The sequence below is a fragment of the Micromonospora sp. CNZ322 genome (genome assembly GCF_007827755.1).
Window position 1 is genome coordinate 293,743 of sequence record NZ_VITD01000003.1, and the last position, 20,421, is coordinate 314,163.

Genomic DNA, 20,421 nt, shown 5'->3' on the forward strand with positions numbered 1-20,421 from the left:
TGGTCATGGCAGACCTGCTCACCGCGGACGCGGTGCGAGAAGAGCTGAGCCGGTTGCCCGACTGGTCGGGTGACCCGACCGGCATCGGTCGTACCGTGCAGCTCGGCAGTTTCCCGGCGGCCATCGCGGTGGTGGACCGGGTGGCGACGGTGGCCGAGGAGCTCGACCACCATCCCGACATCGACATCCGATGGCGGACCCTGACCTTCCGCTGTGTCACGCACTCGGCCGGTGGGGTCACCCACCGGGACATCGAGCTGGCTCGGCGAATTGACGACATCGTCCGGAGTGCGGCATGAGATTCGAGATCAGCAAGGTTCTGGATGCCATCGAGGGTCGGGTCTGCACGGACCCGTCACTGGCCCGAGCCGTGGTCGATCTGGCCGAGGTGATCCGCTACCAGGACATCGACGGTGGTCGGCCGGCCAGCCTGCTCCGCCTCGGCATGGTCATCGACGCGCTCTCCCGCGAGTTGGAGGAGGACAGCGTCCAGGTCTACGCGGTGGTACACCGGGCGTTGCTCTCCGACGCCGACCTCACCTCGAACGAGCGGATGGTCGTCCGCCGCTGGGCCGACGACGGGCTCGTCGAGGTGCTCGACAACCCGGGTGACCGGATGTTGGAGGTCGCCGACCTGCTCGGTCTGCCGGTGCTCAGCCGGGTCCGCTTCGACGGGTTGCGCGGGCGGTTCCCGTGGCTGGTCGAGCAGCCCGGTCGGGTGGTCGCGCCGGTGCCGGGCGCCGGCGGGCCGGTGTTCATCGCGCACGTCGGTGGTGGGCACTCGCCGGTGGCCGGCAAGCGGTCGCCGACCGGCGTCAAGCTGTTGGCCCGCCAGTGGCGCTGCCCGGAGTCGGGCTGCGCGCTGTTCGGCGGCGGTGGTGGGGGTGGCGCGTTCGCCGACCTGGCCGGGGGCGCCGACCGCAGCCCCGCAGCGCAGCCGCCGCCCGCCCTGCGCAACGGCGCGCCGACCTGCCCCCGGCACGGCGTACGGCTCGGTGACGGCGGCCCGCGTCCGCGTACCGAGGTGCTCGCGGTGCGCGTCGGCGGCCTGGTCCGGCGGCGGTTCGTGCTCAGCGAGGAGCAGCCGATCGTGGCCGGTCGGGCTCCGGAGCAGGACGGCGGGATCATGCTCGGCCAGTGGCTCAACGACGAGGCCCGTCGCTGGATCAGTCGTGGTCACGTCCGCTTCGAGCTGCGGGTCGGCGAGGTCATCGTGACCGACGTCAGCACCAACGGCTCCGGCATCCGCCCGGCCGGTTCGATGGCCGAGTCCGACCGGATCCCGCTGGCCCCGCAGCAGTCCCGGGTGCTGGGCGAGAACGACATGGTGGAGCTGTATCCGGGGGTGCAGATCGGTCGGGCCGAGGAGTTGCCCACCGGCGCCCCGTTCACCCCCACCTCGGTGATGGCCGAGGCCCCGACCATGGCCATGCGCCTGCCCCGCCCCTGACGCGAAAGGCGGGCGCCGGAACCCCGACGCCCGCCTTTCACCACGTTCCTGGGTCAGCCGGCCAGCACCTCGGCCAGCTGGGTCACCGCCAGGTCGATCTCCTCCTCGGTGATCACCAGCGGCGGGGCGAGCCGGATGGTGGAGCCGTGGGTGTCCTTGGCGAGGACTCCGCGCGCGGCGAGCCGCTCACACGCCTCCCGACCGCTCATCAGCGCCGGGTCGATATCCAGACCGGCCCACAGGCCACGGACGCGTACCCCCACGAGGCCCTTGCCGACCAGCCCTTCCAGGCCGGCCCGCAGCCGCTCACCCAGCTCGGCCGAGCGGCGCTGGAACTCGCCGGTGGCCAGCAGCCGGACCACCTCGATCGCCACCGCGCAGGCGAGCGGGTTGCCGCCGAAGGTGGAGCCGTGCTGGCCGGGCTTGAGCACGCCGAGCACGTCGGCGTTCGCGGCCACCGCGGACACCGGCACGATGCCGCCGCCGAGCGCCTTGCCGAGCAGGTACATGTCCGGCACCACGCCCTCGTGGTCACAGGCGAAGGTCGCGCCGGTACGCCCCAGACCCGACTGGATCTCGTCGGCGATGAACAGCACGTTGCGCTCGGTGCAGACCTGGCGTACACCCGGCAGGTAACCCTCCGGCGGCACCACCACACCCTGCTCGCCCTGGATCGGCTCCAGCAGCACGGCCACTGTGTTCTCGTCGATCGCGGCGGTCAGCGCGGCCAGGTCGCCGTACGGCACGACAGTGAACCCCGGGGTGTACGGCCCGAAGTCGGCGCGGGCGTCCTCGTCGGTGGAGAAGCTCACGATGGTGGTGGTCCGCCCGTGGAAGTTGCCCTCGGCGACCACGATGTTGGCCTGCCCGGCGGCCACGCCCTTGACCTGGTAGCCCCACTTGCGGGCCACCTTGATCCCGGTCTCCACCGCCTCGGCGCCGGTGTTCATCGGCAGCACGAGGTCCTTGCCGCACAGCTCGGCCAGCTCCCGGCAGAAGTCGGCGAACTGGTCGTGGATGAACGCCCGGCTGGTCAGCGTCAGCCGGTCCAGTTGGGCGTGCGCGGCGGCGATCAGCTGCGGATGCCGGTGACCGAAGTTCAGCGCCGAGTAGCCGGCCAGGCAGTCCAGGTAGCGGCGGCCGTCCACGTCGGTGAGCCAGGCGCCCTCGGCGGACGAGATAACCACCGGCAGCGGGTGGTAGTTGTGCGCAGTCCAGCGCTCGGCGTCCCGGACCGCTCCCGGCGTACGCAGCTTGTCATCCACTATCACTTGCTTGCCTTTCCCTGACGGAGTCGCAGCGTGCAGCACTTCGGTCCGCCGCCGGCCTTACGTAGCTCGGACAGGTCGACCCCGATGGTCTCGTAGCCCCGGTCGCGCAGCTTGGCGGCCAGGTCGGTGGCCTGCGCGGGCAGCACCACGTGCCGCCCGTCGCTGACCGCGTTCAGCCCCAGCACCTCGGCGTCGGCCATGGTGGCATGCACCGCGTCGGGGTAGAGCCGGCGCAGCACAGCCTGGCTGCCCGGGGAGAACGCCTCCGGCAGGTACGCCACGGTCCGCTCGTCGAGCACTGTCAACGCGGTGTCCAGGTGGTAGAAGCGAGGGTCGACCAGTTGCATGGTGATCACCGGGTAGCCGAAGACCTCCTGCAACTGGGCGTGTGCGGCGTGCGCCGTGCGGAAGCCGGTGCCGGCCAGCAGGTGGTCACCGGCCAGTAGGACGTCGCCCTCGCCCTCGTTGACGTGCTTCGGGTCGTACATCTCGAAGCCGGCGGCCTCGAACCAGGCCCGGTACGCCGGCGCCTCGTCGGCGCGCTGCGGGTCGCGGAACTGTACGGCCATCGCCTTGCCGTCGATCACGGTGCCGCCGTTCGCGGCGAAGACCATGTCGGGCAGGCCGGGCACCGGAGTGATCTCCTCGACGGTGTGGCCCAGGTCAAGGTACGTCTGGCGCAGCTGCTCCCACTGGCGGACGGCCAGCGCGGCGTCGACCGGCGCGCTCGGGTCCATCCAGGGGTTGATCGCGTAATCGACGGCGAAGTACGTCGGCCGGCACATCAACAGGCGCTGGCTGGTGGCGTCCATCGTCATTGTCCTGCTCCCAGGGGTCGGGCGCGCCCGGCCACCGTGGCCCACGGGCTGGCGCCGTTGCTCAACGGTATGCGGCGTCAGCGGCAGGATCCACCACCGAGAGTTGCGCAGACCGAATATTCGTTGCGTCTGGGCGCTCTCCAACTGTGAATCATTGCGTTGGGGGCCCATCTCGGGCGGGAGTTGTGTTTCGGGCCTGGCCCCGGAAACACTTCAGGGGCGGCGAACCGCCGCCCCTGAAAGGGTGTCGCCCGGCCGGTGAACCACCGGACTGATCGGGCTGCCGGCGAACCGCCGGCTGTTCGCCGGTGCATCACCGGCGAGCGGAACAGTGCCCGCTAGAAACGATCCACAAACTGTGAGTCAAGCCACTCTCGGAAGCGCGGCACCCAGTCGCCGTCGGTGGTTGGCCAGTCGAACTGGCCGGTCATCGCGAGCACCCCGATCACGACCGCGGCCAGCCCGATCAGCACGCCGAAGAGCGCGTCGGTCTTGCCGGCGACATGCCGACGACGGGTGGCCATCAGGCCGAGCACCGCGAGCACCGCACCGAACGCGCCGAGCCCGATGCCGTACCCGGCCAAGGTCCCGGTCAGCACGAACATCGCGCCGGCGACCGAGACGATCAGGCCGAGGGTGGCGAGCAGGCTCGCCCGCGGCTTCGGGCCACGCGTCACCGGCGGCTCGGGCGTGCTCACGCCCGGGGTCGGGTCGACCGGGCGGTCGGTGGTGACCCGGTCGGTGGTGTCGGGCCGACGGGTGGTGCTGTCGAGGTCGGCGTCCCGCTCGGCGGCGCGCGCCGTGGTCGGGGCGACGGTGGGCCGGGACCCGGTCTCCACCGTGTTGGCGGTGCCGGTGCGGGGCTCGGGTGTGACCAGGCTGGTCGTGCCGTTCACCGGCTCGGGTGCGACCGGCCGTGCCGTGCCGCCGTTCACGGGCTCGGGTGCGACCGGGCGGGAAGCGGTGCCCCGCGACTCGGTCTCCACCGGTCGCGCGGTGGCGGCTCGGGCCACCGCCGCCCGCTCGTTGGCCCGCCGCTCGGCCTCGCTGGTCTGGCCGCCGGTCGCGCCGGCGCTGCGGTACGTCGTCTGGTCGGCGTCCCGGTCGGTGACCACCGGGCGGCCGACGCTGTCGTCGGACTGACCGGTCTCGGTGACCGGGGTGTCGCGGCCGTCTACGCGGCCGTCGAGGTTCTCGTCCCGCGTCGGTGCCGGCTCGGACCGGCGGGACAGCGAAGGAATCCTGACCACTACACACCTCCTGATGAATGCGTGGTGGCCGACGGAAAGGGTGGCACCCACGCGGTGTCGGCCCTCAAATACCCACCTGGGCGTTTCCTGACACCAATCCTGGGTAGGGATGCCGAGACCGGCCTTGACCGGCCCTGGTCCCGGTTGGGTCCGGCCTTGATCGACTCGCTTTCCTGGAAGTCGGGGTGTCCCGCTCCTTGCAACACCGCGGTTTCCTGGAGCCCGAGTCGATCAACGCCGCAGGGACCGAGTGGATCGACGTGGCGAGGGCTGGGTCGGTCGAGGCGGCGCTGGGCCGAGCCGAGCAGCGCGCTCCCCTCGGGCGGGGCTGGCTATCCTTGGCACCTGTGCCAGAGGGACACACGATCCATCGCCTGGCGGCCCGGCACGCCGAGTTGTTCGCCGGGGACAAGCTGCACGCCGCGAGCCCGCAGGGCCGCTTCGCCGAGGGGGCCGCCCGGCTCGCCGGGACCGTGCTGGAAGGCACCGAGGCGTACGGGAAGCACCTGCTGCACCACTACGCCGGCGAGCTGACGTTGCACGTACACCTCGGGTTGTACGGCAAGTTCACCGACGGGCCGGGGGAGCCGCCGGAGCCGATCGGGCAGGTGCGACTACGGCTGGCCAGCGACCGGCACTGGCTCGACCTGCGCGGGCCGACGGCCTGTGAGCTGCTCACCCCACCCGAGGTGGCCGCGCTGCGGGACCGCCTCGGGCCGGACCCGTTGCGCGCCGACGCCGACCCCGAGCGGGCGTACGCCCGGATCGCCCGCAGCCTCACCCCTCTCGCCGCGCTGCTGCTGGACCAGTCGGTGGTGGCCGGCACCGGTTTGATCTTCGTGACCGAGGCGCTGTTCCGGGCGGGGCTGCCGCCCACTATGCCGGGCCGACAGTTGACCAGGACCGGCTGGGACGCGCTCTGGGCCGACCTGGTCGGCTTGATGCGGCTCGCGGTCGAGCACGGCCGGATCGACACGGTCCGCGACGCGCACCTGCCGGAGGCGATGGGCCGGCCGGCGCGGGTGGACCGGCACGGCGGCGAGGTGTACGTCTACCGCCGCCCGGGAGCGCCCTGCCACGTCTGCGGCACCGAGGTCAGTCGCGGCGAGTTGGCGGGCCGCAACCTGTACTGGTGCCGTACCTGCCAGGCCGGCTGAACCGCCCTGCCCGTCCCGCGCCCCGGTGCCCGCCTCGCGGCGATCCTGCAGTTTCTGTTGTTGACATGGGTGGATATGCACGTTGGGTCGGGACAGAAAGTGCAAGATCGCAGAGCTGGGTCGGGCCGAGCCGGAGCTCAGTCGGTGTCGAGCAGCCAGCGGACCACTTCGATCTTCTCGGGGAAGACTGTGTCGTCGGCGACGCTCCAGGCCAGCGTGTGCCCGATCGTCCAACCTCGGACCCGTTCCCAGTCCAGCCCCAGTCCGGTGCTGAGCCGGTGCAGCCGATGCCGGACGGCGGCCGGTGAGTGGCCCAACTCCGGGCCGCGCACCATCGGTACGACCGAGAACTCCCGTTCCCCGGTCAGCGGCTTCGGGTCGATCGCCAGCCACGGCCCTCGGTCGGCGGCGAGCGCGTCGGCGGCGAGGATGTTGCCGGCGTGCAGGTCCTGGTTGAGCAGCACCTGCTCGCCCTGGCTCGACGCCAGGCCGGTGAGCAGGTCGAGCGCCCCGTCGAGCAGCCGTCGCTCGTACGGTCGGCCGGCCCGTTCCCAGGCCCTGGGCATCCGGTCGATCCAACCGGCGGCCTCCTGTGCCAGCGGGGTGAACGGCGCGCCGGCCGGTCGCCAGAGCCGGGGGAGCAGTCCGATCACCACGTCCAGCGCTCGATCCGGCGGAAGGTCGTACAGGGGAGTGCCGGGCTGGCAGCGTTCGAGCAGCAGGGCACGCCGCCCGGGGTCGTGGGCGAGCAGACGGATCGCCGCGTCGCCGTCCCAACGGGCCAGGGCGTCGGCCTCGTGCCGGCTTTCCTCGTCGGGGTACTGGAGTTTCAGCACCGCCGTCGTACCGTCGGGCAGGTGGGCGGGAAGCGCCAGTGACGCGTACGCCTGCCGGAAGGGCGGGCCGACCCGCAGCGACCACCGTTCGGCGCACTCCGTCAGCCATGTCGGGAGGGCGGCCAGCCAGGCGCGACCGGCCGGTGATCCGCGTACCCAGTCGAGTCCCTCGGGCAGATCCATCCGGCGCTCCTGAGTCGTACGGCGATTCGTGTCGGCTGCCAGGTGATTCAGCCGGGCCACGGCGTTCACACGCCGGTCCACAGTGGCTAGCGTGGACGGGTGCAGATTGGCGTGAACGTACCGAACTTCGCCCCGGGCACCGACCCCGACGTCCTGCGTCGGTGGGCGCAGACGGTGGAGGGTCTCGGCTTCGACCTGTTGATGGTCTCCGATCACATAGTGGTGACCGCGGACGTGGCGGAGCAGTATCCGGCGCCGTTCTACGAGCCGTTCACCACGCTGTCCTGGCTGGCCGGGGTGACCAGCCGGGTTCGGCTGGGCACCACGGTGCTCATCGTCCCGTACCGGCACCCGCTGCTCACCGCCCGGATGGCGGCGAACCTCAACCGGCTCAGCGGCGGCCGGCTCGTTCTCGGTGTCGGCGTCGGCTGGGCCCGGCAGGAGTTCGAGGCGCTCGGCGTGCCGTTCCGGCAGCGCGGGGCGCTGACCGACGAGTACCTGCACACCATGCGCGAGGCATGGCAGGACACCGAGGACTACGACACGGCTGCGATCCCGATCTGGGTCGGTGGCAACAGCGAGGCCGGCATGCGGCGCGCGGTACTGCTCGGTGACGCCTGGCACCCGCTGCGGGTCACGCCGGTACGGCTGGCCGAGGCTGTCGGACGGCTGACGGACATCGCTGGCGAGTTGGGTCGTCCGGTGCCCGCGTTGGTGCCGCGGATCGCGCTTCAGGAGACCCGAGAACCGATCACCGACCCGGACCGGCTCGCCGGTGTCGGCACCATCGATCAGATCGTCGCCGACCTCGACCAGCTTCGTGCGCTCGGCGCGGAGACGGTGGTGCTGGACCCGTTCAACGGCGACCTGGCCGAGATCCGCCAGCCCGAACGCGCCTGGCGGACCCTTGCGGCAGTGGCCGCACATCACGCAACCCAGGAGGACCGATGACCCCCGACGACGAGAAGTTTCTCCGCCATGCCGTGGAAATCGCGAGGCGGGCGGGGGCTTCCGGCGAACGGCCGTTCGGCTCTTTGCTGGTCGACGCGGCCGGCGTCGTCCTGATCGAGGACCACAACACAGTGGTCTCCGACGCGGACATCAGCGCCCATCCGGAGTTGAAGCTGGCCCGCTGGGCGGCTCGGGAACTCTCCCCCGAGGTCGCCGCCGGCACCACCATGTTCACCAGTTGCCAGCCCTGCGCGATGTGCGCGACGGCGATCGACCGGTCCGGCCTCGGGCGGGTGGTGTACGCGCTGTCCACCGAGCAGTTCGAGGAGGTCAAGCCGGCCACCCCACCGCTGCCCCCGGTCCGCTACGAGGGGCCGGCGCTGTTCGACGAGGCACGCCGGCCGATCGACGACTACTACTGACCGGAGCTGCCCCGGGGCGGTGTGACGCAGCCGGAATTGACAGTCGGCCGGCTGCCAGAGCAGGGTTGAGCGGTGACAACGATGTCAACGGGCAAATGGGAGGAAAAGCCTCCCGCCGCGTGCCGACCCTGGCCAGTCGATTCGTGGCGTACCGTTGGCGGTTTTGCGGCGCGGACCCGGTCCGTCCGCCGATCCTGGCCGTATGTCCCTTTCCTACCCGACGGTGACCAGCTGAAATGACCGACGTGCCCCGATCCGACGCCGCAACGGCCCCTGCTCCGGCGGGGTCATCAGACCTGCCCGATCTGGACGAGTTCCTCGTCGACCAGACCCGGACGCTGCTCGACACCGCCCGCCGCTCGGTCCGGCCCGAGGGCGGCTTCTGGTGGCTCACCGACGACCGCACCCCGGATCGCGGCGAACCGATCCACACCTGGATCACCTGCCGGATGACCCACGTGGCCGCCCTCGCCCACCGCAACGGCGATCCGGACGCCGCCGCCCTGGTCGACCACGGGATCGCCGCGCTCAGCACGCTGCTGCGTGACGACAGGTACGGCGGCTGGTTCGGCGCGGTGGACCAGCAGGGAGTGCCAGTCAACGACCGCAAGGCCGGCTACGACCACGCGTTCGTGCTGCTCGCCGCTTCCGGCGCCGCGCGCGCCGGACGGCCCGGCGCGGACCGGCTGCTCGCCGACGTGCTGACCGTCGTGCGGGACCGGTTCTGGGACGACGACGCCGGCGCGGTCCGCGAATCGTGGAACCGGGACTGGACGGTCACCGAGGACTACCGGGGCGCCAACAGCAGCATGCACATGGTCGAGGCTTTCCTCGCCGCTGCCGCCGCCACCGGCGACGCGAGCTGGGCCGACCGGGCCCTGCGGATCGCCACCCACCTCGTGCACGGTGAGGCGGCCCGACACGACTGGCGGCTGCCCGAGCACTTCACCACCGACTGGACGCCGCTGCCCGACTACAACCGGGACCAGCCCGCCGACCCGTTCCGACCGTACGGCTCCACGATCGGGCACTGGCTGGAGTGGGCCCGGCTGCTGCTGGAGTTGGAGGCGGTGCTGCCGCAGCCACCCCGCTGGCTGCTCACCGACGCCCGCGCCCTGTTCGCCGCGGCCGTGCGGCGCGGCTGGGCGGTCGACGGCGCGGACGGCTTCGTCTACACCATCGACTGGGACGACCGGCCGGTGGTGCGCTCCCGGATGCACTGGGTTCTCGCCGAGGCCATCGGCGCGGCGATCACTCTGCACCGCCGTACCGGGGACACGGTCTACCTCGACTGGTACCGGGTCTTCTGGGCGTACGCCCGCCGCGGTCTCATCGACCAGACCGGATGGCGGCACGAGTTGGACGCGCAGAACCTGCCCGCCGACACGGTCTGGCACGGCCGGCCGGACGTCTACCACGCCTACCAGGCGGTACTGCTGTCCCGCGCGGCCGACGGGCTCGGCGGCCCCGGCCCGCTCGCACCGGGGGAGGTGACCGCGTGATCGTCGTCGCGGGTGAGGCGCTGATCGACCTGGTCGTCACCGCCGAGGGGCAGCGGGCCGTGCCCGGTGGCTCCCCGGCGAACGTCGCGGTCACCCTGGCCCGGCTCGACCAGCCGGTACGGCTGCTGGCCCGGCTCGCCAGCGACGATTACGGTCGGCAACTCGTCGAGCATCTGAGCGCCAACCGGGTGGACCTGGAGTGGGCGGTGCGCGCCGAGGAGCCCACGTCGGTGGCGGTGGCCACCCTGAACGCCGCCGGGCAGGCCAGCTACGAGTTCCGGCTGGCCGGTGCCGCGGACTGGCAGTGGACGCCGCAGGAGCTGCCCGAGCTGGCCGGTTCACCGGCGATCGCGCTGCACACCGGCTCCCTGGCGCTCGCGTTGGCACCCGGCGCGGAGGCGCTGGAGGGCCTGCTCGCCCGGGAACGCCAGCGCGACGGGCTCACCGTCTCCATCGACCTCAACCTGCGCCCGAGCATCGTCACCGACCGCGCGGCGGAGCAGGAGCGGGTACGCCGGCAGATTCGCCTCGCGCACCTGGTCAAGGCCAGCGACGAGGACCTGGCCTGGCTCTACCCGGACCGTTCGGTGGCCGACGTGATGACCGAATGGCGTACGGCCGGTGTGTCCTGCGCCGTGGTGACCCGGGGCGGGGATGGCGCCTGGCTCCTCGCGCCGGACGGCTCGCTGCACGAGGAGCCAGCGGTCCGCACCACGGTGGTCGACACCGTCGGTGCCGGCGACTCGTTCACCGGTGGCCTGCTGGCCGCACTGGCCGACCTCGACGCGCTCGGCGACCGCCCGGCCGACCGGCTCGCCGCAGTGACCGGACCGCAGTGGGGTGCGGTGCTCCGACAGGCCGCCACTGTGGCCGCGCTGACCTGCGCCCGCCGAGGCGCCAACCCACCGACCCGCGCCGAGGTGGAAGCACTGCTCAAGACCGCCTAGGCCAGGCCGCGCTTCAGCAGTCTGGTGGGCAGGACCGTGGTGGAGGGTGGGGTGTCGTCGCCGGCTACTCGTTGGAACAGTCGCTCGGTGGCGACCCTCGCCAGCTCCCGGGTGTCGTACGCGACGACGGTCAGCGGTCGGGGCATCAGGTGGGCCAGCTCGAAGTCGTCGAAGCCGACCAGCGCGGCGTCACTGCCCCTCCGGTGCAGCTCCTGGAGCGCGCCGACGGTGAGCCGGTTGTTGGCGCAGAAGAACGCGGTGGGCGGCTCCGGAAGGTCGAGCAGCGCGGCGACCGCCCGGCCGGCCTCCTCGGGAGCGATGAGCCGCTCACGGATCAACGACTCGTCCGGCTCGACCCCTGCAGCGTCCAGCGCCGCCCGTGCCCCGGCCAGCCGCTCCCGCATCGTGGGCACACTCGGCGCGCCCAGCAGCAGCCCCACCCGTCGGTGCCCCTCGTCGAGCAGCGCGCTCACCCCGGCGTGGCTGCCACCCCGGTTGTCCAACAGCACGGCGTCGGCCTGCAGCCCCTGCGGCGGCCGGTCCAGGAACACCACAGGCATGCCCAGCTCGACCTCGCGACGCAGGAACGAGTGGTCGAGCCCCGCCGGCACCACCAGCAGGCCGTCGACCCGACGCTGGGTGAAGTCCTGAAGCAGGGCGCGTTCCCGCTCCGGGTCCTCCTCCGACGACGCGGTGATCAGCATGGTGCCGTGGGCGGCGGCGATCTCGGCGGCGACGCTGGCGATGGTCGCGTAGAAGGGGTTGGCGATCTCCTCGATCAGCAGCCCGACGGTGGCGTTGAGCTGCCGGGAGCGCAGGTTACGAGCGATGTCGTTGCGCCGGAAGCCCAGCTCGGCGATCGCGGCCAGCACCCGGCCGACCAACTCCTGCCCCACCGGCTCGTCGTTGACGACCCGGGAGACCGTCTTCAGGCTGACGTCGGCCCGCCGGGCCACGTCGACCATCGTGGGACGCCGACGCACGGTCGGCCGGGTCGGGGTCTGGGTCACGGGGTGGTCCTCCACGGCGGGCGCGGGTCAACGGTCGAGGGCGGCGAGCGCGTCGACCGCTTTTCGGGCGGCGATGAGCACCGGATCCCACACCGGCGCGTACGGCGGAGCGTAGCCCAGGTCCAGCTGCGTCATATCGTCCACCGTCATGCCGTTCCACAGCGCCACGGCCAGCGAGTCGATCCGTTTGGCAGCCTCGGACCAACCGACGATCTGCGCGCCGAGCAACCGGCCGCTGGGACGCTCGGCGATCAGCTTGACCGTCATCGGCCGGGCGCCCGGGTAGTAGCCGGCCCGGTTGGTCGACTCGGCGATCACCGACACGAACTCGAAGCCGGCAGCCGTGGCGTCGCGCTCGCGCAGACCCGTCCGACCCACCTCCAGGTCGCAGACCTTCGTCACCGCCGTGCCGATCACACCCGTGAAGGTGGCGTACCCGCCACCGATGTTGATTCCGGCGACCCGGCCCTGCTTGTTGGCGTGCGTGCCGAGCGGCACGTGCACCGGCAACCCGCTGACCCGGTGCAGGGTCTCCACGCAGTCACCGGCCGCCCAGACCCCGGGGTGCCCGGGCACCCGCATCCGGCGGTCCACCCGGATCGCGCCGGTCGGCCCGAGGGGCAGCCCGGCCGCTTCCGCGAGCGCGGTGTTGGGGCGTACGCCCAGACCCATGACCACGACGTCGGTCGGGATCGGCCCCTCGGCGGTGACCACGGCGGACACCCGGCCGTCCCGCTCCTCCAGGCCGCTCACCGGCAGGCTGCCGCGGATCGTGATGCCGAGGCCGCGCATCGCCTCGGCGACCAGCTCGCCCATGTCGCCGTCGACAGTCGACATGGGCTGCTCGCCGGCCTCCACCAGGGTCACCGAGAGGCCGCGTTGGATGAGGGCCTCGGCGATCTCGACGCCGATGTACCCGCCGCCGACCACCACGGCCCGGCGCGGCTGCGGGTCGGCGTCCAGCCAGTCGCGTAGCGCCGCACCGTCGTCGAGGGTCTGCATGCCGAACACGCCGCCCGCGTCGGTGATCGCCCACGACGGTTTCACCGGCACCGCGCCGGTGGCGTACATCAGGTCGTCGAAGCGTTCGCGGACCTCGCCGCCGCCCTTCAGGTCCCGTGCCACCACCTCGCGGCGTTCCAGGTCGATGGCCGTGACCTCGTGGCGCATCCGGACGTCCATCGCGTACTCGGTGCGGAACGTCTCCGGGCCCCGGGCGATCAACGCCTCGGGGCCGGGCACCAGGCCGCTGATCCAGTACGGGATGCCGCACGCCGAGTAGGAGGTGAAGTGGCCCCGCTCGAAGACCACGATCTCCAGGTCACCGCGGTCACGGCGGCGTCGGGCCTGGGACGCCGCCGACATTCCGGCGGCGTCCCCGCCGATGACGATCAGCCGTTGCGCCACGGGTTCATCCTGTCACGCGGTGATCAGCCGCGGGTCTGCCGTGCGACGTCCTGCACCACGTCGGTGAGTCGGCCGGTGCGCTCGAACACCGCGCGCTGCCGCGCCGCGCCGCTGCCGTGCCGGCGCAACCCACCCAGCAGGTCGGTCACCTCGGCCCAGTCGCCGTGCTGCTCCAGCGCCGGCCGCATCCGCTCCACGAACCGGTCCAAGAGTTCCCACGCTGGGCGCAGCTCGCCGTTGGTGACGTCGACGGCCTCGCCTTCCAGTCCGTCATGGGCGGCCCGCCAGTGCGCGCCGACCAGCAGGTGGTGGTCGGTCTGCAACGCCGGCCGGCCGGCCTCGACATCCGCCATGGCGGTGGCCACCAGCGCCCGGACCAGCGCGGCGACCAGCACCGCGTCGTCCACCGACGGGCAGACGTCGCCGATCCGCAGCTCCACCGTCGGGTACTTCGCCGACAGGCGGGCGTACCAGTAGAGCATCCCCTCGTCGAGCATCACCCCGCTGGAGATCAACTGGCGGATCAGTCGCTGGTAGTGCTCGTGCGACTCCAGGAACGGCGTCGGCGCCACCGACGGCCAGCGCTCCCACTCCACCGAGCGCCAACTGGCGTAGCCGGTGTCCTCGCCTCGGGAGAACGGTGAGTTGGTGGTCACCGCGTGCAGCATCGGCAGCCACGGCCGTACGTGGTTGAGCACCTGCACGCCGGTGTCCGGGTCGGGCACCCCGACGTGTACGTGCATGCCGTTGTTGCCGGGGCCGGGGACGAGCAGCCGGAAGCGCTCGATCATCCGGTCGAAGCGGGGCTTGTCCACCACCGGCGGCACCGGGCCGTCCACCGGGCCGGTGCCGATGGCGAGCAGGCGTACGCCGGCCTTCTCGGCGGCGTCGGAGAGCGCCCGACGCAGGACCCCGAGGGAGTGCCGGATCGACGAGAGCTCCAGGCCGGGCGGGCTGCCGATCTCGATCTGACTGGTCTGGAACTCCCGCTCGACCTGCCCGCGAAGTTCGGCCGGCACCTGCTCCATGACCAGGTCCACGGCCGGAACCGCGGCCCCGGTGTGCGGGTCGACGAGCAAAAACTCCTCCTCGACACCCACGGTGAGCAACCCGGTCGCCGCAGCCATGTCGCTGGGCGCCTCCGCCACCTGACCGGTCATCGACATCACCCGTCCGTTTCCTGCCGTTCGCGGTCCGTCCGCGTTGGTCCGCCGTTGGTTACCCAACGTGGCGATGCCGGGAAACGTGGCGGCGGCGGGTCGTACTCGGGGCGGGCCGCCGGATTCGGCTGGATGACGTGACAGCGGGTCCTATGCTGAGCCCGTGCCGGTGCTGCTGGGCTATGTCGGGGTCGCGTGGATGTCCGCGTACGCCCAGCTCACAGTGCTCGCGGGCCGACCGGCCGACCTGCTGGCGGGCGCCGCGTTGACCGCCCTGGTGCTGCTCGCGGTGGTGCTGGCCGCCCGGGTGCACGACCGGGCGGGCGCGCCCGGTGCCGGGCCGCGGTGGGCCGGCCTGCGGGCCCGCTCCCGAAGTCGCCGAATGCCTCGCCAGATCGACCCGGATGCGGCCGGTCGTCCTCGTCCCCGTGCCCCGGGGCACCCCTCGGCCGCGTAGCGCCTCGCCGCCGCGTGGCCGATCCCGCCGTCACCGGCCCCCCTTGCTGAGCGGATACCGCCAGGGGGAGGGCCTCACCGGAATCGGACCGAGGGGTTTCCCATGCTTGCCTTCGCACCACTGCACGACACTGTCGCCGCTGCCGGCAGCGCGTTGTCCTGGCTCACCGAGCTGCTCGAACCACTGGCCGGCGGCGGAGCGACCGCCGCCGCCATCGTGCTCTTCACCATCGCCGTCCGCCTGCTGATCTCGCCGCTGACCGTCGCGCAGGTCCGTGGCGAGCGGCGCCGCGCGGCGCTCGCCCCACAGGTGCGTGACTTCCAGAAGCGGTACGCGGACGACCCGGCGACGCTTCAGCGCGAGGTGTTCACGTTGTACCGCGAGGCCGGCGCGAACCCGGTCGCCGGCTGCCTGCCGCTGCTCATCCAGGCACCGTTCCTGCTGGTGCTGTACCGGTTGTTCAGCACCAGTGAGGGCGGCACCGGGTTGCTGGACGAGCGGTTGGCCGGCGTGCCACTGGGTCACCATCTCAGCGACGGGCTGGCCGGTGCGGCCGGACCGCTGTTCGGCGTACTGCTATTGGTGTTGCTGGTGGTGGCCTGGTGGTCGTCGCGGCGGGCCCGCCGGGCGTCGGCGGCGGTAGGCACGGTGGCCGGTACGCCGACCGAGGGGCCGGGGGCGGCCACGCTCGGCCGGCTGCTGCCCCTGCTGCCGTTCACGACCGTGCTGGTGGCGCTGGTGCTGCCGCTCGCCGCGGTGATCTACCTGGTGACCACGAGCGTGTGGTCGGCCCTTGAGCAGGCGGTGCTCCGCCGCCCGCAGGCAACTCCAGCCGCCGACATAGATCGACGTTGACAACTGTGTTGACGGGACGTACAACTCTGAGAGAGCGCTCTCTCGATCCGTCCCCCGCAGAGAGGCATAGCCATGCCACCTCCCCTGGCGGTCACCGCCGCCCCACCCGTCCGCCGCCGACTGTTGGCGTCCGTCCTGCTCGCAGCTACCACCATCGCCCTGGCCGGCGTCACCATGACCGCGCAGGCCGCCGTTCCGCCACCGCCCGCCGGCTGGAGCACGGTCTGGAGCGACGACTTCACCGGCGCGGCCGGCACCCTGCCGTCGGCCGCCAACTGGATCATCGACACGGGGCACAACTATCCGGGCGGCCCGGGCAACTGGGGCACCGGCGAGATCCAGAACTACACCGCCAGCACCGCCAACGTGAGCCACGACGGCGGCGGCAACCTGCGGATCACCCCGCTGCGCGACGGAGGGGGAGGCTGGACCTCCGCCCGGATCGAGACCGTGCGCAGCGATTTCAAGGCCCCGGCTGGCGGCGTGCTGGCGATCGAGGGCCGGATCCAGATGCCGAACGTCACAGGTGCGGCGGCGTCCGGCTACTGGCCGGCATTCTGGGCGCTGGGCGCGCCCTACCGGGGCAACTACCAGAACTGGCCGGGCATCGGCGAGTTCGACGTGATGGAGAACGTCAACGGCATCAACTCCGTCTGGGGCGTGCTGCACTGCGGCGTGGCCCCGGGCGGACCCTGCAACGAGTCGAACGGACTCGGCGCGTCAAGGGCCTGCCCGGGCGCCAGCTGCCAGTCGGCCTTCCACACGTACCGGTTCGAGTGGGACGCCTCGATCAGTCCCCAGCAACTGCGCTGGTACGTCGACGGGCAGCTCTACCACACCGTCACGCAGAGTCAGGTCGGTGCGTCAGCCTGGTCGCAGATGACCTCGCACGCCGGCTACTTCCTGCTGCTCAACGTGGCGATGGGCGGTGCCTTCCCGAACGGGGTGGCCGGCAGTGGCACGCCGACCGCGGCGACCATCCCGGGTCGACCGATGCTGGTCGACTACGTGGCCGTGTACCGCCGGGGTGGGGGGACCACGCCGCCGCCGACCACCCCGCCGCCGGGCGGGACGAGGGACGCGTACGGGCAGCTCCAGGCCGAGTCGTTCAACGCCCAGAACGGGGTGGCTGTCGAGGCGTGCGCCGAGGGCGGGCAGAACATCGCCGCCCTGCGTAACGGGGACTGGGCGCGCTACGACGGCGTCGAGTTCGGCTCCAGCGGGCCTCGCGACTTCGTGGCCCGGGTCGCGTCCGGCGCGGCGGGCGGGGTGAGCGGTCTGGTGGAGGTGCGGCTGGACAGTCCGACCGCGGCTCCCATCGGCAGCTTCGCGGTCGGCAACACCGGCGGCTGGCAGAGCTGGCGCTCGGTGCCCGGCAACGTCGGCGGCGGGGTGACGGGCCGGCACACCGTCTATCTCACCTTCACCAGCGGCCAGCCCAACGACTTCGTCAACGTCAACTGGTTCACCTTCCGCCGCTGAGGCGGACGCACTGCGGCCTCCCGTCGCGCCGCCCGCGCGACGGGAGGTCCGCTCACCCGGGCAACCCCTGGACAGAAACAGTTAACTGTCTTAATAATTAGCAGTGACGTTGACGTCCATGGATGCCCGTTGCCGGGCGTGGAGGGTCGCATGAAGCCTGCCAGATCCCTTGTCCTGTCCCTCGTCGCCGCTCTCGCGGCGACACTCGGCGCGGCCTGGGTGGCGCTGCCCGCGTACGCCGCCGGGGCCACCGCCAGCTTCGTCAAGACCGCCGACTGGGGCTCCGGCTGGGAGGGGAAGTACACCATCACCAACGGCGGCAGCTCGACCATCAACGGCTGGAGCCTCGCCTTCGACCTGCCGTCCGGCACCACCCTCGGCAGCTACTGGGACGCGTTGCTCAGCTCATCCGGCCAGCGGCACACCTTCACCAACAGGTCCTGGAACGGCACGATCGCCCCGGGCGCGTCGGTCTCCTTCGGCTTCCTCGCCAGCGGCTCCGGCTCACCGGGCGGCTGCCAGCTCAACGGCGCGTCCTGCGGCGGCGGTACCCCACCGACCACGCCACCGCCCACCACGCCCCCACCGACCACGCCCCCGCCCACGACGCCACCGCCGACCGACCCGCCCACCGGTGGACTGCCGAAGCACCTGCTCACCGGTTACTGGCACAACTTCGACAACCCCGCCGTCGAGCTGCGGCTACGCGACGTGCCCGCCGAGTACGACCTGGTGGCGGTCGCCTTCGCCGAGGCCACCGCGACGCCGGGAGCGCTCACCTTCGGCATCGACCCCGGCCTGGCCGCCGCGCTGGGCGGCTACACCGACGCGGACTTCACCGCCGACGTGCGCACCCTGCACAGCCGGGGCAAGCGGGTCATCCTCTCCGTCGGTGGCGAGACCGGCCGGGTCGCCGTGAACAACGCCGCCTCGGCCACCGCGTTCGCCGACACGACCGCCGCGTTGATCGCCCGCTACGGCTTCGACGGGATCGACATCGACCTGGAGAACGGGCTCAACCCCACATACATGGCGCAGGCGCTACGCGCGCTGCGGGCCACTGTCGGGTCGGGGCTGATCATCGCGATGGCGCCGCAGACCATCGACATGCAGAACCCGGCCGGTGGTTACTTCAAGCTGGCGCTCGACATCAAGGACATCCTCACCGTCGTCAACACCCAGTACTACAACTCCGGCGCGATGCTCGGCTGCGACCAGAATGCCGCGTACGGCCAGGGCACCGTGAACTTCATCGTCGCGTTGGCCTGCATCCAGTTGGAGGCCGGGCTGCGCCCCGACCAGGTCGGTCTCGGCCTGCCCGCCGGAGCGGGGGCGGCCGGCGGTGGCATCGTCGCGCCCAGCGTGGTCAACGCCGCCCTGGACTGCCTGGCCCGGGGCACAAACTGCGGCAGCTTCCGGCCGCCGCGCACCTATCCCGGCATCCGGGGCGCGATGACCTGGTCGGTGAACTGGGACGTCAGCAACGGCAACGGCTTCGCCCGCACTGTGGCCCCGCACCTGGACACCCTGCCCTGAGCAGTGCCGACGTCCGCACCGGCGTCGGCGCCACCACCTGCGCGGCCGGCACCCCCGCTCGCGCAGGGCATCGGCACCATCCGCCCGCGCCGAGCGCCGCTCGACGACGCAGGCGAAACCCCCCACCACACCGGTCCCTGGAGGCCACCATGAAACTCCGATCCCCCCGCGCGGCGACCTTCGCCGTCGCGCTGGCCGCCGCACTGGTGGCGGCCACCGTCGTGGCGCCGCAGGCCGCGTCCGCCGCCACCGCCGCCTTCGCCCGCACCAGCAGCTGGAGCAGCGGGTACGAGGCGAAGTTCACCGTCACCAACAACACGTCCATGGCGATCACCTCCTGGGACGTTCAGTTCGACCTCCCCCCGGGCAGCACGGTCGGGTCGGCCTGGGACGCCCTGGTGAGCAGTTCGGGTCAGCACGTGACCGCCCGAAACCAGTCCTGGAACGGCGCGCTGGGGGCTGGCGCGAGCACCTCGTTCGGCTTCATCGTCGCTGGCACCGGTGACCCCATCAACTGCACTGTCAACGGTTCGCCCTGCGCGGGCGGCCCGACCACCCCACCAGGCGCCCCCGGCACTCCGGGCGGTCTGCGCGTCACCGGCACCACCGCTTCGGCGGTCTCGCTGGCCTGGAACGCCGTCGGCGGCACGGTGACCGGCTACCGCGTGTACGAGGGCTCGACGGTCCGCGCCACCGTCACCGGCACCTCGACGACCGTCTCCGGCCTGGCCGCCTGCTCGGCGCACAGCTACACGGTCGCCGCGTACAACTCCGCGGGGGAGTCGGCGCGGTCGACGGCGGTCGCCGCGAGCACCACCGGCTGCACCGGTGGCGGCGGTTCGATGGCCGTCGCGCCCTACCTCTACCCGGGCTGGGGTGACCCGCCCGCCCCGGCGACGGTCATGTCGGCGACCGGCGTGAAGTGGTTCACCATCGCGTTCGTGCTCTCCGGCGGTGGCTGCACCCCGGCCTGGGACGGCGGTGGCCCGCTCACGGGGGGCGCGCACGCCAACACCATCGCGGCCATCCGGGCGGCCGGCGGCGACGTGATCCCGTCCATCGGCGGTTGGAGCGGCAACAAGCTCGGCCCGAACTGCTCATCGGCCAGTGCCCTGGCCGGGGCGTACCAGCAGGTGATCAACGCGTTCGGGCTCAAGGCGATCGACATCGACATCGAGAACAGCGACGAGTTCGAGAATGAGGTCGTGCAGGACCGGATCCTCGGCGCGCTGAAGATCGTCAAGCAGAACAACCCGGGGCTGAAGACCATCATCACGTTCGGCACCACGACCACCGGCCCGTCGTACTACGGCACCCGGCTGATCAACCAGGCCGCCGCGCTGGGCGTCAACATCGACACCTTCACGATCATGCCGTTCGACTTTGGTGGCGGGGCCAACATGTACCAGAGCACTGTCAACGCCGCCGAGGGGCTGAAGAACACGCTGAAGACAGCCTTCGGTTGGTCCGACGCGACGGCGTACGCGCACATGGGCATCTCCGGGATGAACGGGCTCTCCGACCAGCAGGAGCTGACCTCACCGGCCACCTGGACCCAGGTCCGTGACTGGGCGAAGGCACGCGGGCTGAGCCGGTTCACGTTCTGGTCGGTCAACCGGGACCGGCCGTGTCCGGGCGGGGGCGTCGTCTCCAACTGCTCCGGCATCGCACAGAACACGTGGGAGTTCACGTCGATCAGCGCCCAGTTCGGCTGAGCGGGACGCGGG

19 protein-coding genes are annotated in these 20,421 nt (G+C 72.0%); 12 read left to right on the forward strand and 7 right to left on the reverse strand.

Annotation, left to right across the window (positions count from 1 at the left end):
- Positions 1-5 precede the first annotated feature (5 nt).
- The gene (locus FB453_RS34140) at positions 6-299 is read left to right on the forward strand and encodes a 4a-hydroxytetrahydrobiopterin dehydratase (RefSeq protein ID WP_186718179.1); all 294 of its coding nucleotides are present in this window, start codon (positions 6-8) and stop codon (positions 297-299) included.
- The gene (locus FB453_RS09975) at positions 296-1,450 is read left to right on the forward strand and encodes an FHA domain-containing protein (protein WP_186718181.1); all 1,155 of its coding nucleotides are present in this window, start codon (positions 296-298) and stop codon (positions 1,448-1,450) included. Before FB453_RS34140 ends, FB453_RS09975 begins: the two co-directional genes overlap by 4 nt.
- A 53-nt stretch (positions 1,451-1,503) precedes the next feature.
- Here FB453_RS09975 and rocD read toward each other — a convergent pair whose 3' ends face one another.
- From rocD to FB453_RS09990, 3 genes are all read right to left on the reverse strand, one after another.
- Positions 1,504-2,718, reverse strand: coding sequence for an ornithine--oxo-acid transaminase (gene rocD / locus FB453_RS09980; RefSeq protein ID WP_186718214.1), 1,215 nt, complete (start codon positions 2,716-2,718; stop codon positions 1,504-1,506).
- Positions 2,718-3,533, reverse strand: a complete 816-nt coding sequence (gene ddaH / locus FB453_RS09985) for a dimethylargininase (protein WP_186718216.1) — start codon at positions 3,531-3,533, stop codon at positions 2,718-2,720. Before ddaH ends, rocD begins: the two co-directional genes overlap by 1 nt.
- Positions 3,534-3,877: 344 nt before the next feature.
- Positions 3,878-4,789 carry a thrombospondin gene (locus FB453_RS09990; RefSeq protein ID WP_486480223.1) on the reverse strand — a complete coding sequence of 304 codons (912 nt, stop codon included), beginning with the start codon at positions 4,787-4,789 and terminating at the stop codon, positions 3,878-3,880.
- A gap of 347 nt (positions 4,790-5,136) precedes the next feature.
- Between FB453_RS09990 and FB453_RS09995 the strand changes: the two genes are divergently transcribed.
- A complete protein-coding gene (locus FB453_RS09995; protein WP_145789349.1) occupies positions 5,137-5,946 on the forward strand; it encodes a DNA-formamidopyrimidine glycosylase family protein in 810 nt (269 codons plus the stop codon).
- 137 nt (positions 5,947-6,083) lie between these two features.
- Here FB453_RS09995 and FB453_RS10000 read toward each other — a convergent pair whose 3' ends face one another.
- On the reverse strand, positions 6,084-6,965 hold the full coding sequence (locus FB453_RS10000) for an aminoglycoside phosphotransferase family protein (protein ID WP_145789351.1): 882 nt from the start codon (positions 6,963-6,965) through the stop codon (positions 6,084-6,086).
- A gap of 99 nt (positions 6,966-7,064) precedes the next feature.
- On the opposite strand from FB453_RS10000, the gene FB453_RS10005 reads away from it, so the two are divergent.
- The 4 genes from FB453_RS10005 to FB453_RS10020 all read left to right on the forward strand — a co-directional run bounded on the left by FB453_RS10005 (position 7,065) and on the right by FB453_RS10020 (position 10,787).
- Entirely contained in the window at positions 7,065-7,916 is an 852-nt protein-coding gene (locus FB453_RS10005) for an LLM class flavin-dependent oxidoreductase (protein ID WP_145789353.1), read from the forward strand.
- Positions 7,913-8,338 carry a nucleoside deaminase gene (locus FB453_RS10010; protein ID WP_145789355.1) on the forward strand — a complete coding sequence of 142 codons (426 nt, stop codon included), beginning with the start codon at positions 7,913-7,915 and terminating at the stop codon, positions 8,336-8,338. Before FB453_RS10005 ends, FB453_RS10010 begins: the two co-directional genes overlap by 4 nt.
- 236 nt (positions 8,339-8,574) lie before the next feature.
- A complete protein-coding gene (locus FB453_RS10015; RefSeq protein ID WP_145789357.1) occupies positions 8,575-9,840 on the forward strand; it encodes an AGE family epimerase/isomerase in 1,266 nt (421 codons plus the stop codon).
- Complete coding sequence (locus tag FB453_RS10020) at positions 9,837-10,787, forward strand: carbohydrate kinase family protein (protein WP_145789360.1); 951 nt, start codon at positions 9,837-9,839, stop codon at positions 10,785-10,787. The genes FB453_RS10015 and FB453_RS10020 overlap by 4 nt, the downstream gene beginning before the upstream one ends.
- Here FB453_RS10020 and FB453_RS10025 read toward each other — a convergent pair.
- From FB453_RS10025 to FB453_RS10035, 3 genes are all read right to left on the reverse strand, one after another.
- Positions 10,784-11,752: a LacI family DNA-binding transcriptional regulator gene (locus tag FB453_RS10025; protein WP_112583783.1), complete on the reverse strand. Its 969-nt coding sequence runs from the start codon at positions 11,750-11,752 to the stop codon at positions 10,784-10,786. The genes FB453_RS10020 and FB453_RS10025 overlap by 4 nt on opposite strands.
- A 72-nt stretch (positions 11,753-11,824) precedes the next feature.
- Positions 11,825-13,204 (reverse strand): FAD-dependent oxidoreductase, encoded by a 1,380-nt coding sequence (locus FB453_RS10030; RefSeq protein WP_145789362.1) that lies wholly within the window; start codon positions 13,202-13,204, stop codon positions 11,825-11,827.
- 23 nt (positions 13,205-13,227) lie between these two features.
- Positions 13,228-14,370 carry a carboxylate-amine ligase gene (locus FB453_RS10035; protein WP_373861176.1) on the reverse strand — a complete coding sequence of 381 codons (1,143 nt, stop codon included), beginning with the start codon at positions 14,368-14,370 and terminating at the stop codon, positions 13,228-13,230.
- Positions 14,371-14,527: 157 nt separating this feature from the next.
- Between FB453_RS10035 and FB453_RS10040 the strand changes: the two genes are divergently transcribed.
- The 5 genes from FB453_RS10040 to FB453_RS10060 all read left to right on the forward strand — a co-directional run bounded on the left by FB453_RS10040 (position 14,528) and on the right by FB453_RS10060 (position 20,409).
- Positions 14,528-14,821: a DUF6412 domain-containing protein gene (locus FB453_RS10040; protein ID WP_249037645.1), complete on the forward strand. Its 294-nt coding sequence runs from the start codon at positions 14,528-14,530 to the stop codon at positions 14,819-14,821.
- A gap of 102 nt (positions 14,822-14,923) precedes the next feature.
- Positions 14,924-15,676, forward strand: coding sequence for a membrane protein insertase YidC (locus FB453_RS10045; protein ID WP_145789365.1), 753 nt, complete (start codon positions 14,924-14,926; stop codon positions 15,674-15,676).
- Positions 15,677-15,748: 72 nt separating this feature from the next.
- Positions 15,749-17,158 (forward strand): carbohydrate-binding protein, encoded by a 1,410-nt coding sequence (locus FB453_RS10050; protein ID WP_112583629.1) that lies wholly within the window; start codon positions 15,749-15,751, stop codon positions 17,156-17,158.
- Positions 17,159-17,308: 150 nt separating this feature from the next.
- On the forward strand, positions 17,309-18,694 hold the full coding sequence (locus FB453_RS10055) for a cellulose binding domain-containing protein (RefSeq protein ID WP_145789367.1): 1,386 nt from the start codon (positions 17,309-17,311) through the stop codon (positions 18,692-18,694).
- Between the two features lie 149 nt (positions 18,695-18,843).
- Positions 18,844-20,409, forward strand: coding sequence for a cellulose binding domain-containing protein (locus tag FB453_RS10060; RefSeq protein ID WP_145789370.1), 1,566 nt, complete (start codon positions 18,844-18,846; stop codon positions 20,407-20,409).
- The last annotated feature ends 12 nt before the right edge of the window (positions 20,410-20,421 follow it).